The 15055-nt window shown below is 67.9% G+C and carries 10 protein-coding genes; 7 read left to right on the top strand and 3 right to left on the bottom strand.

What is annotated here, in order from left to right:
* Positions 1–7: 7 nt before the first annotated feature.
* Entirely contained in the window at positions 8–883 is an 876-nt protein-coding gene (gene sucD / locus NON22_RS00455; protein WP_257384915.1) for a succinate--CoA ligase subunit alpha, read from the bottom strand.
* An 11-nt stretch (positions 884–894) separates the two neighbouring features.
* Positions 895–2055 (bottom strand): ADP-forming succinate--CoA ligase subunit beta, encoded by a 1161-nt coding sequence (sucC, locus tag NON22_RS00450; RefSeq protein ID WP_257384914.1) that lies wholly within the window; start codon positions 2053–2055, stop codon positions 895–897.
* A gap of 253 nt (positions 2056–2308) precedes the next feature.
* Between sucC and NON22_RS00445 the strand changes: the two genes are divergently transcribed.
* The 3 genes from NON22_RS00445 (at position 2309) to tfpZ (ending at position 6253) form a co-directional block, all read left to right on the top strand.
* Positions 2309–3949: a sensor histidine kinase gene (locus tag NON22_RS00445; protein ID WP_257384913.1), complete on the top strand. Its 1641-nt coding sequence runs from the start codon at positions 2309–2311 to the stop codon at positions 3947–3949.
* A 77-nt stretch (positions 3950–4026) separates the two neighbouring features.
* Positions 4027–5427: a sigma-54-dependent transcriptional regulator gene (locus NON22_RS00440; protein ID WP_257384912.1), complete on the top strand. Its 1401-nt coding sequence runs from the start codon at positions 4027–4029 to the stop codon at positions 5425–5427.
* A 79-nt stretch (positions 5428–5506) separates the two neighbouring features.
* Entirely contained in the window at positions 5507–6253 is a 747-nt protein-coding gene (tfpZ, locus tag NON22_RS00435; protein WP_257384911.1) for a TfpX/TfpZ family type IV pilin accessory protein, read from the top strand.
* Positions 6254–6515: 262 nt separating this feature from the next.
* On the opposite strand, the gene NON22_RS00430 is transcribed toward tfpZ, so the two are convergent.
* Complete coding sequence (locus NON22_RS00430; protein ID WP_257384910.1) at positions 6516–9524, bottom strand: fused MFS/spermidine synthase; 3009 nt, start codon at positions 9522–9524, stop codon at positions 6516–6518.
* Between the two features lie 190 nt (positions 9525–9714).
* Here NON22_RS00430 and NON22_RS00425 point away from each other — a divergent pair, with 190 nt between their 5' ends.
* The 4 genes from NON22_RS00425 (at position 9715) to NON22_RS00410 (ending at position 15038) form a co-directional block, all read left to right on the top strand.
* The gene (locus NON22_RS00425; protein ID WP_257384930.1) at positions 9715–10146 is read left to right on the top strand and encodes a pilin; all 432 of its coding nucleotides are present in this window, start codon (positions 9715–9717) and stop codon (positions 10144–10146) included.
* 403 nt (positions 10147–10549) lie between these two features.
* Positions 10550–11002 carry a pilin gene (locus NON22_RS00420; protein ID WP_306673563.1) on the top strand — a complete coding sequence of 151 codons (453 nt, stop codon included), beginning with the start codon at positions 10550–10552 and terminating at the stop codon, positions 11000–11002.
* Positions 11003–11074: 72 nt separating this feature from the next.
* The gene (locus tag NON22_RS00415) at positions 11075–13072 is read left to right on the top strand and encodes a tetratricopeptide repeat protein (protein ID WP_257384909.1); all 1998 of its coding nucleotides are present in this window, start codon (positions 11075–11077) and stop codon (positions 13070–13072) included.
* An 85-nt stretch (positions 13073–13157) separates the two neighbouring features.
* A complete protein-coding gene (locus tag NON22_RS00410; RefSeq protein WP_257384908.1) occupies positions 13158–15038 on the top strand; it encodes a tetratricopeptide repeat protein in 1881 nt (626 codons plus the stop codon).
* Positions 15039–15055 lie beyond the last annotated feature (17 nt).

Raw genomic sequence — 15055 nt, 5'->3', positions numbered from 1 at the left:
GAGCGGATCAGCCGCCCAGGCGCGCCGTGATCGCCTTGCCGAGATCGGCCGGCGACTTGACCGTCGTCACGCCGGCCTTTTCGAGCGCGGCGAACTTCGCGGCAGCGGTGCCCTTGCCGCCGGAGATGATCGCGCCGGCGTGACCCATGCGCTTGCCGGCCGGAGCCGAGGCGCCGGCGATGAACGCAACGACGGGCTTGGTCACGTAGTCGGCGATGAACTCGGCCGCTTCTTCCTCGGCGCTGCCGCCGATTTCGCCGACCATGATGATGCCTTCGGTCTGCGCGTCGTCCTGGAACAACTTCAGGCAATCGATGAAGTTCAGGCCGTTGATCGGGTCGCCGCCGATGCCGATGCAGGTGGACTGGCCGAGGCCCGCGTTCGTGGTCTGGAACACGGCTTCATAGGTCAGGGTGCCGGAGCGCGACACGATGCCGACCTTGCCCGGCTTGTGGATGTGGCCCGGCATGATGCCGATCTTGCATTCGCCCGGCGTGATGACGCCGGGGCAGTTCGGGCCGATCAGCACGGCGTCAGGATAGCCCTTCAGCGCGTTCTTCACGCGCAGCATGTCGAGGACCGGAATGCCTTCGGTGATCGCGACGATGACCTTGATGCCCGCGTCGGCGGCTTCGAGGATCGCGTCGGCCGCGAACGGCGGCGGCACGAAGATCATCGAGGCGTCGGCGCCGGTTTCGTCGACCGCGTCCTGCACGGTGTTGAAGACCGGCAGGCCGATGTGCTGCGTGCCGCCCTTGCCCGGCGTCACGCCGCCGACCAGCCTGGTGCCGTAGTCGACGGCCTGTTCGGAGTGGAAGGTGCCCTGCTGGCCGGTGAAGCCCTGGCAGATGACCTTGGTGTTCTTGTTGATCAAGACGCTCATGGCTGGATTCCTTACGCTACGGCCGCAACGGCTTTCTGGGCCGCATCGTTGAGATCGGTCGCCGGGGTGATCTTCAGGCCGCTGTTGGCCAGCAGCTCCCGGCCCTTTTCGACATTCGTGCCTTCCAGGCGCACGACGACCGGAATCTTGACGCCGACTTCCTTCACCGCCGCGATGATGCCCTCGGCGATCATGTCGCAGCGGACGATGCCGCCGAAGATGTTGACGAGGATGGCTTGCACTTTGTCCGAGGACAGGATCAGCTTGAACGCCTCGGAGACGCGCTCCTTGGTCGCGCCGCCGCCGACGTCGAGGAAGTTGGCCGGTTCGCCGCCGGCGAGCTTGATCACGTCCATGGTCGCCATCGCGAGGCCGGCGCCGTTGACCATGCAGCCGATGTTGCCGTCCATGGTCACGTAGTTCAGGTTGTGCTTGACCGCGATCGCCTCGGCCGCGTCTTCCTGCGATTCGTCGCGCATCGCGGCCAGGCGCGGATGGCGGAATTCGGCGTTGTCGTCGGAGTTGACCTTGCCGTCGAGCGCCATGAGGTCGCCCGAGCCGACGATGGCCAGCGGATTGAGCTCGACCAGCGCCAGATCCTGGTCGTTGAACAGCTTGTACAGGCCCAGCATCATCTTCGTGAGCTGGTTGACGTGCTTGGCCGACAGGCCCAGCGCGAAGCCGAGCTTGCGGCACTGGTAGGGCTGCAGCCCCTGCACGTAGTTGACGTCTAGGGTCTGGATCGCTTCGGGGTTCTCCTCGGCGACCTTCTCGATCTCCACGCCGCCTTCGGACGAGGCGATGAAGGTCACGGCCTTGGTCGAGCGGTCCACGAGCACCGACAGGTAGAGTTCCTTGACGATGTCGTTGGCTTCGGAGATCAGCACGAGGTTGACCGGCAGCGCGCGGCCCGCGGACTGGTAGGTTTCCATGTTGCGGCCGAGCATGCCCGCGGCGGCGGCCTTGACCTCGTCCAGCGACTTGCAGAATTTGACGCCACCGGCCTTGCCGCGGCCGCCGGCGTGGATCTGGGCCTTGACCATCCACTGTTCGCCACCGAGCGCCTTGGCCGCTTCGACGGCGGCCTCCGGCGTAGCGGCGACCTTGCCGGCCGGCACGGCGATGCCGTACTCGGCGAACAGTTCTTTGGCCTGGTACTCGTGGAAGTTCATGCGAACACCTTGCGGGAAGTGAAACGGATTGCTGGGCGAGAAGCGGCCGCCGGCACATGGCGCCGACGCCTGCGGGCTTCCCGGTGACTGCGCGGCGAGGCGGCACAGCACACCCCGGGCAGAATGGGCGCGTATTCTGAGCAAAGGCCGGGGCAAAGGAAAGTCTGGCGCCCCCGACCTTGGGCTAAGCCCTCGTCCGGACCCGGCCCGGCAGGCCTTGCCAAGCCGTGCAAAACTGGCGACGCTCGGCCGCATGGGCACAGTGGCTAGGCCGCGCAGCATCTTTTCCGTCGGCTCGGCGACGACCGGGGAAACCACCCGGCGCGAGCTGTATTTCTTCAACCTGTTCCGCGTGCTGCAGGCCTGCATCTATGCGGGACTGGCGTTCAGCCCGCTGGCGATCAACTGGCTGGAGCTGCGCTTCCCGCTGCTCGGCCGGTTCAATGCGCTGGTCTATCTCGGTTTCGCGACCCTGCTGTTCCTGCGCACCGAGCACCAGCTGCGCCGGATCGTCCCGACGGTCACCCTGGCGGTGGTCTACGACATCGTCGCCGCCGTGGTCGCGGTGGCGAGCATCCGCGAGCCGCAGTCGGGCATCGCGATCCTGCTGATGTTCAACATCGGCGCCGGCGCGCTGCTGCTGCCGCCGCGCCGCGCCGGCCTGCTCGCGGTGTTCGGCGCCGGCCTGCTCGTCTTCGGCCTGGCTCTCGTGCGCCTGTACGACAGGCACTACGAGATCGGCCCGCTCGAGGCGCTGCTGTTCGGCGTCGCCTATCTGGCCTCGTACGGCATGTTCAACGTCCTCGGCAAGCAGATGCGCGCGACCGAGGCGCTGGCCGAGCAGCGCGGCACCGACCTGGCCAACCTGTCCCAGGTCAACGACATGATCATCCGGCGCATGAAGACCGGCGTGCTCGTCGTCGACGACGCCAACCGCATCCACCAGCTCAACGAGTCGGCCTGGATGCTGATCGGCAGCCCCAAGCCCGAGCTGCGCGACCTCGGCGCGGTCGCGCCGGAGCTGTCGCGCCGGCTCTACCACTGGCGCACGACGGGCAAGACCGACACCCGCGCGGTCGCGCTGGCCGAGGACGTGCCCGAGGTGCTGCCGCGCTTCACCCGGCTGTCGCCGAACGAGGCGACCAACGTGCTGATCTTCCTCGACGACACCTCGCTGGTGTCGCGCCGGGCCGAGGAGCTGACCTTGAGCTCGCTGGGCCGCCTGTCGGCCTCGATCGCGCACGAGATCCGCAACCCGCTCGCTGCGATCAGCTATTCGGCCCAGCTGCTGGCCGAATCGGAGGACCTCGTGGAGGCGGACCAGCGCATGGTCGAGATCATCAACAACCACTGCGCGCGCGCCAACGACGTGGTCGAGAACATCCTGCAGCTGTCGCGGCGCGAGCGCTCGCGGCCCGAACTCGTCGACGTCAACGCCTGGGTCACCAATTTCATCGAGGAATACAAGGCCAGCAACGACCTCGGCATGGACCAGCTGCGCGCGGTGACCCAGCCGCGGCTCATCGACGGGCTGTTCGACCCGCAGCAGCTGCAGCAGGTGGTCTGGAACCTGGTGCAGAACGCGATCCGCTACGGCCGCCTGCCCGGGGAGCCGGCGCGCGTGGCGGTCGTCGCACGCATGCTCGGCGACAAGGGCCCGCCCGTGGTCGAGGTCGTCGACCGCGGCCCCGGCATTCCGCCCAAGGTCGCCGCGCAGATCTTCGAGCCGTTCTTCACGACCCACGAGTACGGCACCGGCCTGGGCCTCTATCTCGCGCACCAGCTCTGCGAGGCCAACCAAGCGGCGCTGGAATACGTGCCCGTGGCCGGCGGCGGCAGCTGCTTTCGCATCACCCTGGTCACGCAGATGGCGGCCACGGCGCCGCGCCGGTGAGGCCGCGTCTTTACCCGTAAGGTCGTGCGCATTACCCTGCCGGGCCAGGGGCGGACGGCAGCAGGATTGCACACGCGATGAGTAGACAAACCGCTCTGGTGATCGACGACGAACGCGACATCCGCGAACTGCTGACGATCACATTGGGCCGCATGAATCTCGACGTGACCACGGCCGGCGGCGTCGCCGAGGCTCGCAGCCGGCTGGCCGAGCGCAAGTACGACCTCTGCTTCACCGACATGCGTCTGCCCGACGGCTCGGGTCAGGAAATCATCGAGCTCGTCGCGCGGCAGTACCCGGAAATGCCGATCGCGATGATCACGGCCTACGGCAACGTCGACGCCGCCGTCGTCGCGCTCAAGGCCGGCGCATTCGATTTCGTGTCCAAGCCGGTCGACCTGGCCATGCTGCGCCGGCTCGTGCAGACCGCGCTGAAGCTCGGCGAGGAGCGCCGCGCCGGCGCCAGCGCGACCGAAAGCAAGCTGATCGGCGATTCGCCGGCCATGGAGCACGTGCGCGCGACGATCGCCAAGCTCGCGCGCAGCCAGGCGCCGGTCTACATCAGCGGCGAGTCCGGCGTCGGCAAGGAGCTCGTCGCGCGCCAGATCCACGAGCTGGGCCCACGGGCCGGCGGCGCGTTCGTGCCGGTCAACTGCGGCGCGATCCCGTCCGAGCTCATGGAGAGCGAATTCTTCGGCCACAAGAAGGGCAGCTTCACCGGCGCGCACGCGGACAAGGACGGCCTGTTCCAGGCGGCGCACGGCGGCACCCTGTTCCTCGACGAGGTCGCCGAGCTGCCGCTGCACATGCAGGTCAAGCTGCTGCGCGTGATCCAGGAGAAATCGGTGCGTCCGATCGGCGGGCGCAGCGAAGTCGCGATCGACGTGCGCATCCTGTCGGCGACCCACAAGAACCTGGCCCGGCTCGTCGAGCTCGGCCAGTTCCGCCAGGACCTGTTCTACCGCATCAACGTGATCGAGCTGCGCGTGCCGCCGCTGCGCGAGCGCAAGGAAGACATTCCGAAGCTCGCCGGCCGCGTGCTCGAACGCCTCGCGCGCGACCACGGCAGCAGTCCCGCGCGGCTCAAGCCCGAAGCGCTCGCGGCGCTGCTGTCCTACAACTTCCCCGGCAACGTGCGCGAGCTCGAGAACGTGCTCGAGCGCGCCGTCGCGCTCTGCGAGCACAACATCATCGAGGTCGACGATCTGCAGCTGGTGCAACAGCTGCATACGCGCCCGGCGCCCGAAGGCATGCCCGCGCCGGCCGCGGCACCGATACCGGCCGGCAACCTCGCCGTCGACGACATGGACGACGACGGCCAGCCGCAGGGACTGGACGATTTCATCAGCAACATCGAGCGCGAAACGATCATGAAGGCGCTGGTCGAGACGCGCTACAACAAGACCGCAGCGGCCAAGAAGCTCGGCATCACGTTCCGCGCGCTGCGCTACAAGCTCAAGAAACTGTCGATCGACTGATCCTGCCCGCGCCGCCGACATGAGCACTGCGACCCCGGCCTTTTCCGCTCCAGCGTCGTCCTCTGCCCTTCGTCCTTCCATGACCCGCCGCAAGGCCGTGCTGCTGCACCTGGGTATCAGTGCGGCCATCGGCGCCGCCGCGCTGATGCTGCTGTTCGGCCTCTGGTATCCGCCGCCGTATTTCGCCGCCGCCGGCGCCGAGCGGCTCGCGCTGCTGCTGATCGGCGTGGACGTGGTCATCGGACCGCTGTTGACCCTGATCGTCTTCAAGCCCGGCAAGAAGGGACTCACGTCCGACCTGTGCGTGATCGCCGGGCTGCAACTGGCGGCACTGGCCTACGGATTGCACGCGATGGCGGCGTCGCGCCCCGTGTTCGTCGTCGCGGCGGTCGACCGCTTCGAGCTCGTCGCGGCCAACGAGATCACCGACGCCGACCTCGCCGCCGGCAAAGAGGCGGGCTTCGGCGAGCGCTCCTGGTCCGGGCCGCGCCTGGCGTCGGTCAGCGTGCCGACCGACGCCAAGGAATACGACCACGTGCAGAGCCTCGCGCTGGCCGGACTGGACCTGCACCGGCTGCCGCGCTACTACCGCGACTACGCCGCCAATGTCGCCGCGCTGCGCGAGCGGGCGCGGCCGCTGGATACGCTGCTCGCGAAGAATCCGGCCGCCAGGCCGACGGTCGACGCCTGGCTGCAGGCGCAACGCCGCAACGCCGCCGACGTCGTCTGGCTTCCGCTGGCGGCGCGCCGGAAAGACATCGTCATGCTCATGGACAAGGCCACCGGCCAGGTGCTGGATCCGCTGGACGTCGACGCGGTCTGGTGAGCGCCGCGGATGCGCATCCGCGGATCGAAAGCGCGCACGTCATGCATGGTCCCGCTCATCCGGTTCCGGATCGGCTCATCGAAAGCGCCGGCTGACACAACGCCGCCGGTGAAACCATCGAGGCGAGTCGCGCGGAGACCGAGCAGGTTTCCGGAACGCCGGCGACGCCGTCGCAAGCGCCGGCAGAGCCTGCCGGCGCAAGGACGATACGCTGACGGCGCCGATGACGGCCCCTCGGGCCGGCGCGCGCCGGCCCGGAACCTCAGGGAGCCGCGGCGGCCTTCTGGCCGCCCTGTCCCGCACGCGCGATGTTGACCATCCAGCCGCGGTGCAGCAGCGTGACCGGCGTGCTGTGCACGGAGTCGCGATAGGTCTCGGCCAGACGCAGCACGGCCGCATAGTCCTTGGCCGCGACGCCGCCGAGCATGCCCGCGCGCAGCACGTAGTCGGCGACCGGGTCCGGCAGCTCGGCGCGGTGTTCCTCGAGCAGCCGGTCGGCCTTCGCCAGTGTCTGGCTATGGTCGCGCGCGGCCTGGGCCGCGATCAGGTCGAGCAGCCCGGCGACGGCCGGCGCCATCTGCTCGCAGCGGCCCCAGTCGCGGTCGATCCAGAGACCGCGCATCTCACCGGGCTTCAGGTACGGCACGGTCTCGGCGGCGAGGTCGTGCAGCGCCTGGAGCTGGCTGGCCGTGTCGGTGCCGTCGCGGCAGCGCCCGACGCGCTCGCGCACGAAGCCGAGTTTCTGGCTCAAGTCCAGCCCCAGGCCCGGCGCGTCGGCGCCGCCGCGCGACTGCACGATACGCAGCGCCATGGTGCGATACATGACGCGCGGATAGGCCGGATTCGGCGAAAGCTCGCCGTCCGGCAGCGCAACGCCGTTGAGCAGCTCGACGAACGGCAGATCCGCGGTCGGCAGGCCGACCAGCGTCGTCGCCATCGTCGAGCGGAAGCGCGTGCGCGGCGCCTCCAGCGAGAGGATCGGATAGAAGTCGGAGTTGGCGCGGTCGCCGATCGCCTCGATCAGCGGCGCGATGCCGCTGCGGCCGCCGACGGCATGGAAGCCCAGGTCGGACGGCTTGTCCAGGGAAACGCGGCTGCGGACCAGATTCAGTTCCTCGCCGTCGATGCGGCTCATGTCGATGTCGCCGATCGGCCCGTCGGCGCTGGCGACGATCATCATGTCGCCGAAATTGGCCATGTAGACGCGGTAGTCGACGAAGGTCTCGCTGAGCGCGTTGATGACGGTGGATACCAGTTCGTCGTTGATTTCGTACAGCTGTATCCACTGCACGAACAGGCCCCTGGGCTTGAGGTGGCGCGGAACGAAGCGGTAGAACTCGCGGCTGAACAGGCTCGCGACGCCGGAGACCCAGGGGTTCGAGGGCTCCGAGATGATCACGTCGTACTTGGACTTGTGCGCCGTGAAATAGCTGCGCGCGTCCTCGATGTGCAGGTGCGAACGCGGGTCGGTATAGGCGTGTTCCACCGCCGGACGGAACATCTTCGCACCTTCGATCATCGCCGGCTCGATCTCGATCGTGTCGACACGCTGCACGCGCGGATCCGTCAGCACCGTATGCGTGGTCAGGCCCGAGCCGAAGCCGATGTTGGCCACATCCTGCGGTGCCGGATGCAGCGACAGCGGCAGCAGCGCCGCCGTGATCATCGTGAACTCGTCAACGCTGGCCTCGGTGCCGGGCTTCATGTTGATCGCGGCGTCGGGCTTGCCGTTGGTCGCGATCGTGCGGCGCCCCATGCGCGTCTCGCGCACGCCGATGCTCGCGGTCTTGCCGTCGCGGTAGAACACGATCTTCTGATCTTCGTTCATGAGACGTGCATTGCCGGTGCGGTAGACGCCCGCGGACATGGCCAGCGGATCGAAACGCGCGCCGAGCAGGGTGACGGCCGTGGAAACCGCGATGACGACCAGCGCGGCGAGATACGGGCCGCGCTGCTCCTGGGCGCTCGGCGCGGCGCGCAGCAGGTAGGCACCGAGCACGAGGTCGGCCAGCGCCGCGATGATCATCGCAAGCTTGAGCCCGAGACCCGGAATCAGCAGATGCACGGCGCAGAACACGCCGACGATCGCGCCGATGGTATTGGCCGCATAAATGCGGCCCACCGCCGCCTCGCCGGTGCCGCTGCGCAGCAGCGCGAGGGTGAACAGAGGCAAGGTCATGCCGGCAAAGAACGCGGCCGGCGCCATGATCGCGACGGCGACAGCGGCGCTGACGACGTTGTAGGCGACATAGGCCGGCTCGGTGCGCGCCAGCGCCTGCATGAACCAGGCGACCCAGTCGAACGAGCGGTCGTAGAGCAGCAGGCTGGCCAGCGCCGCGAGTCCCATCAGCAGCTGCACGTAGCCGCCGACCTTCATCGCATCCGCATAGCCGTCGATGCGCTTGCGGATCCACCAGCCGCCGAACGCCAGGCCGCCGATGAACGCGGCGAGCATCAGTTCAAACGCGTGCACGGTGGAGCCCAGCGCGAGGCTCAGCATGCGCACCCAGCCGATCTCGTAGACGAAGGAGCTCGCGCCGGTGATGAAGGCGGCGGCCAGCAGCACGCGCGACACCGACGTGACTGTCGCCGTGTTGCCGGCGGACGACGCTGCCGGCACGGCGCCGGGCGCCGCCGCGGCGAGCAGATAGGCCAGCAGCGCAACGACGATGTTCAGCGCCGCGCCGATCCGCATCGCGCCGGGGAGGCCGATCCACGGCAGCAGCACGAAGGTCGCGACCAGCGCGCCGATCGCCGCGCCCATGCTGTTGCTGAAGTAGAGGCCGCCGAGAATGGAGCCGCCGCCGGCCGACGAGGCGCGCATGACGCCGTTGCTCATCAGCGGGAACGTCATGCCCAGCAGAATGGATTGGGGCAGGATCAGCACGACGGCGCTGATCCATTTGAACGCGGTGGTCAGCCAGCCGGCGCTGAGCGCCGGGAAAACGTGCGAGTAGGCCAGGTCGGTGACGCCGAGGAACTCGTGATGGAACAGCAGGGCCGCGATGCCGATGACCAGCTCGACGTGACCGTAGGCGCGCAGCAGGTTGCGCCAGCCGGTGCCGTGGCGACTGACCCACCAGGCACCGAGCGCCATGCCGCCCATGAAGATCGCGAGGACCAGGCTCTGTGCGTAGGCGGCGTGTCCGAGAAACAGGCCCAGGTACTGCGACCAGATCGCCTGGTAGATCAGCCCGGCCGCACCGGACAGCGCGAACACCGTCAACGCCCCGGTCACCAGCCAGCGCGACACGCCCCTGCTTCCACTCATTAGTCTGTTCCCGTCCGCATTAAGCGCGCAGAATAACGGGAAACCAACACGACCGTGCGCGCATCCGACCGTCCTGCGCCGATGTTCCGGTCGTCGGCGGTTTTCGCTCGCCGGGCGGCTGACAGGGGAGCGCCGTATGCATTGGCACGGTTGGTGCTCTAGCCCCCTCGGACCGCCCGAGGACGCAACCATGCGCCGCGCCAGACAGACCGGATTCACCCTGATCGAACTGATGATCGTCGTCGCGATCATCGCCATCCTGGCCGCAATCGCACTGCCCGCCTACCAGGACTATCTTGTCCGCTCGCAGGTCGCCGAAGGGTTGAGCCTGAGCACCGGCGCGAAAGCATCGGTATGGGATTTCATCTCCAATCGCGGACGCCTGCCGCCGAGCAACCTCTCGGCTGGAATCGCGCAGCCGACCAGCATCACCGGCAGCTACGTTACTTCGGTCACGATCAATGTCACCGGCATCGACGTGACGTTCGGCAATCAGGCCAATACCGCCATCGTCGGCCGCGTGCTGCGGCTGTCGCCAGTGACGTCAGCCGGCAGCGTGGACTGGCGCTGCCTGAGCACGACGATAGAAAAACGCTACCTGCCGACGTCGTGCCGGCGCTGATCAGCACAATCTCCTACGTTTCTCAAGAAGCGGTGCCTCAGGCACCGTTCTTGCTATAGGGGACACGGAAAGCCCCGTCGCCGCCGCAGCTGCCGCTTTTGGCTCGCCATCGGTGTCAGTAAGTGCCGCTGAGCGACACATCTGCCGTCAATACCGGAAACAAGACGTTACAGACCCGGGCAATTCGCTCTCCGTCGCGTGACTGAGTTCTCAAATACGCCGACAAGTTCCCAGCTGACCGCCGTTGTTAAACGCAATGGCACGGAATATGCTGAACAGCACGCGGATCGATGGGGAACTTGGCCTGAGGCCAAGGATGCCGATACCGAGCGCCGCCACGGTTCGTTTCAAGGGCGACACGAAGTTAGCTAACTGACGTACCTCCACTCTGAAGGAAACACTCATGAACGTGATTAAGAGCAAGGGCTTTACCCTTATCGAACTGATGATCGTCGTCGCGATCATTGCCATCCTCGCCGCGATCGCCCTGCCGGCCTATCAGGACTACCTGATCCGTTCGCAGGTGTCCGAAGGTGCGGTTCTGTCCGACGGCGCCAAGACCGCCGTGGCGGAGTTCTACAGCAACACCGGCCGCTTCGCGATCAGCAACACCTCGGTCGGCCTGGCGCAGCCGACCTCGATCGTCGGCAAGTACGTCATCTCGCTGAATGCCGCCAACGGCAAGATCCTGGCGACGTATTCCTCGGGCGCTCCGCACGAGGCCAACGCCAAGATCAACAACGCCGTCCTGGCCTATTCGGCCGTGACCGCGACGGGCTCGGTGAAGTGGAACTGCAAGCCTGCCGCCGGCACGACCGTCGATCCGAAGTACCTGCCGACCATCTGCCGTCCGTAATCCGGACCCAGGGTCGTCAAGAAAGGGCCGCATCCGCGGCCCTTTTTTTTCCCGCCCGTTTTCTTTCTTACGATGCCGCCACGCCACTACCGCGCCGTATTGCTGCTGCTCGCTGCGCTGCTGCTCGGCTGGTGGGCCTATATGCCCGGGCTCGGCGGCGGTTTCCTGTTCGACGACTACATCAACCTGACGGCGCTGGGCACGTATGGCCGCGTCGACGACGCGCCGACGTTCTGGCGCTACATCACCAGCGGTTCGGCCGACACCACCGGGCGCCCGGTCGCGCTGCTGAGTTTCCTGCTCGACGCGCAGAACTGGCCTGCCGATCCCTACCCGTTCAAGCGCACGAACGTGCTGCTGCACCTGGGCAACGCGGTACTGCTCGCCGTGTTCCTGACCCAGCTGGGCCGCCGCCTGCGCGGTGCCGACATGCAGGGCCGCGCCGCCGCCGATACGGCCGCCGTGCTGGCCGCAGCGCTGTGGCTGCTGCATCCGCTGATGGTTTCCACGACGCTCTACGTCGTGCAGCGCGAAGCCATGCTGCCGGCGACCTTCATGCTGATCGGCCTGATCGGCTTCGTGCACGCGCGCACGAAGCTCGCGCACGGCGCGGCGCATGCGCTGACCGAAGCGACCGCCTGGATAGGCGCAATGACCGTGCTGGCCACCCTGAGCAAGGGCAACGGCGCGCTGCTGCCGCTGCTGGCCTGGCTGGTCGAACGCATCCTGCTCGCGCGCGCCGAACCGCTGGCGCCGGCGCAAGCCCTGCGCTGGCGGCGCTGGCAATGGATCGTTCTCGGCCTGCCCACCCTCGCCGTCCTGCTGTGGCTGGGCGCCAACGCTTACACAGGGCTGAGCCACGGCCTCCCCTATCGATCCTGGACGCTCGGCGAGCGTCTGCTGACGCAGAACCGCGTGCTGCTCGACTATCTGCAGCAGCTCTGGCTGCCGCATCCCTATTCGGTCGGTCTGTTCAACGACTCGCTGCGCATATCCCGCGGCTGGCTCGATCCGGCGAGCACTCTGTTCAGTGCGTTGGTGCTGCTCGCGCTGCTCGTCGGCGCCTGGCTGCTGCGGCGCCGGCAGCCGACCTGGGCGCTGGCCGTGCTGTTTTTCTTCGCCGGCCATCTGATCGAATCCACGGTCGTGCCGCTGGAGATGTATTTCGAACACCGCAACTACGTGCCGACGCTGCCGATGTTCTGGCCGCTCGCGCTGTGGCTTTGCTCGCCGGCGGTTTCGGTGCGGTTCGTCCGCCGCCTGTTGGCGGTAGTGCTGCCGCTCGGCCTCACGATGCTGACCCGACTCGGCGCCGCACCCTGGGGCAACGTCGAGGACCAGGGTTTGCTCTGGGCCTACCGCAATCCGGATTCGGCCCGCGCACAAGCCAACGCGGCGCAGATCGAGATCGCGCGCGGCGATCCGGCGGCGGCGGCACGGCGACTGCAGCGCGCGCTGCAGCGGCAACCCGACGATCTGCAACTGTCGTTGAACCTGATCGGCGCCCGGTGCCGGCTCGGCGGCGTCGGCGCCGAGGATCTGGACCGGGCCGAACGGTCGCTGCGCGAAGCGCGCGATGTCGGTCGCATGGGGTTCGAATGGTTCGAGCCGAGCCTGGCGTTCGCCGCGAGCGGCGCCTGCCCGGGACTCGACCTGTCCGTCATGGAACGGCTGCTCGCGGCGGCGGAGTCGAATCCGCGCGGCATGGCGAGCGCCGGACGACGCCAGGACCTGCACTATCTGCGCGCCCGCATCGCGCTGATCCGCCGCGACGGCGACCTCGCGCTGACCGAGTTCAACGCGGCGCTCGACGCCAAGCCCGGCCCGCATGCGGCCATGGCCCAGGCGGCGGAACTCGGCCAGAATGGCTTTCCGGCCCAGGGACTGCGCCACCTCGACCGCGCCGACGCACTGATGAAATCGCCGGACTGGATCTGGAACGGCTATTCGATGGTGACCGTGCACAACTGGCTGCTGGTCAAGCAGGGCTATTGGTGCAACGAACTGGATCATCTGCGCGGCGTGCTGCAGAGCGATCTCGACGCCGCGGCGCCAGAAGCCAAACCGTGAACATGCCCTTCTGATGCCGGCAGACTCTTTCGACAACGCACCTGCCCGGCCATCCGTCGCAGCACCGAATCCGTCCCGGGCGCTCGTGCCGGCGCTGCTCGTGCTGATCGTGCTGATCTATCTGCCCGGCCTGGCCGGCGGCTATGCCTTCGACGATTTTCCCAACATCGTCAATAACGTGACGCTGCACGTCACGACGCTGAACTGGGCCGACTGGTCGGCCGCCGCGTTTTCGTCGCCGGCGAGCGACCTGCAGCGTCCGCTCACCATGCTGACCTTCGCCGCCAACCACGTCCTGTTCGGCCTGGATCCGTGGTGGATGAAGGCCGGCAACCTGCTGCTGCATCTGCTCAACACGGTGCTGGTCTTCGCGATCGTCCGTCGCGTGATCGGCCTGCTCGCACCGCAGCAGGATGCGCGGCTGCCGGCCCTGTGGACCGCGGCGGCCTGGGGACTGGCGCCGATCAACGTCATGGCTGTCCTGTTCGTCGTGCAGCGCATGGAGAGCCTCTGCCACCTGTTCGTGTTCGGCGGACTGCTGCTCTATCTGATCGGGCGCCAACGCCTGCGCGCGGGCCGCGGCGGCATCGCGCTGCCCGTGTTCGCCCTGGCCGGCGGCGCAGCAGCGGGATTGCTCGCGAAAGAGTCGGCGGCGCTGCTGCCGCTGTATGCCGCCAGCGCCGATCTCGTGCTGTTCGGTCTGCGTCGCGCCGATGGCCGCATCGACCGGCGCATCGCCGCCGTGTTCGTCGCATTGCTGGTGATACCCGCCGTCGCCGGCGCGTTCTGGCTGTTGCCGAAGATGCTGAACCCCTCGGTCTGGGCGACACGCGATTTCACGCTGACCGAACGGCTGCTCAGCGAAGCACGCATCGTGCTCGACTATCTGCGCTGGACCGTCGTGCCGGAACCGTCGCAACTGAGCCTCTATCACGACGACTACCCCATCTCGCGCGGCCTGCTGCAGCCGCCGGCGACGTTGCCGGCCGTGATCGGCATCGGCGCGCTGGCCGCCGCATCCCTGGCGCTGATCCGGCGCCGGCCGCTGACGGCGCTCGGCCTGCAATGGTTTCTCGGCGCGCAGCTGATCACGGCGACCGTGATCCCGCTCGAGCTCATGTTCGAGCACCGCAATTATTTTGCGTCGCTGGGCGCGCTCCTCGTTCTCGCCGATCTGCTGCTGATCGCCCCGTCCGGCCGAACGGCACGGCGCGCGGGCGTCGGGCTGGCGCTGGTCCTGCTCGTGTTCGGCGCGGCGGTCACCCACATGCGCGCGCGCGAGTGGAGCGATCCGCTGCGCTTCGCCGTCAGCGAAGCCGCCAAACATCCGCAGTCGCCGCGGGCGCAGTTCGCGCTGGCCTATGCGCTGATGGCCGTGCGGATGCGCGCGCCGGAAACGATATCGGCCGAGCGCGTGCTCGATGCGCTGGAACGCGCGCGCGCGGCTCCCGGCGGCAGCATCCTGGCCGAACAGGGGTCGATCATCTTCGCTATGCGCGAGAAACGGCCGGTCGATCCGCAGTGGTGGCAGCAGATGCGCGCCAAGCTCGAGCGCCGCGCCGCCGGCCCTCAGGACGTCGCCGCCCTCGGCGCGCTGACCGACTGCGCGGTCGAAAACGTCTGCGAGCTGCCACCCGCGGAGATGGTCGCCGTGTTCGCGACGGCGCTGAGCCACGGACCGCAAGCGAACCTGCTGAGCGTCTACGCCAACTACGTGCTCAACGAGCTTAACGACGCTACGCTCGCCCTGGGCCTGATGCAGGAAGCCATCGAGCTGGCGCCGCGCGAGCCTCAGCATCGCGAGAATTTCGCCCGCCTGCTGATAGCGCTCGGCCGCTACGGCGAGGCGCAACGGCAGATCGACGCGCTGCGTCGCCTCGGGCGGTTCGACCAGTATCGCGGAAAGGCCGACCTGCTCGTGCAGCGCCTCGAGGCGCGCCGCGCGGAAGACTCGCCGCCACAATGAGCGCAGCCGCACCGACA

Source organism: Tahibacter caeni, from assembly GCF_024609805.1.
Lineage (GTDB): Bacteria > Pseudomonadota > Gammaproteobacteria > Xanthomonadales > Rhodanobacteraceae > Tahibacter > Tahibacter caeni.
Note: the sequence above shows the minus strand (reverse complement) of the source record. Positions and strands in the feature narration are given on the sequence as shown.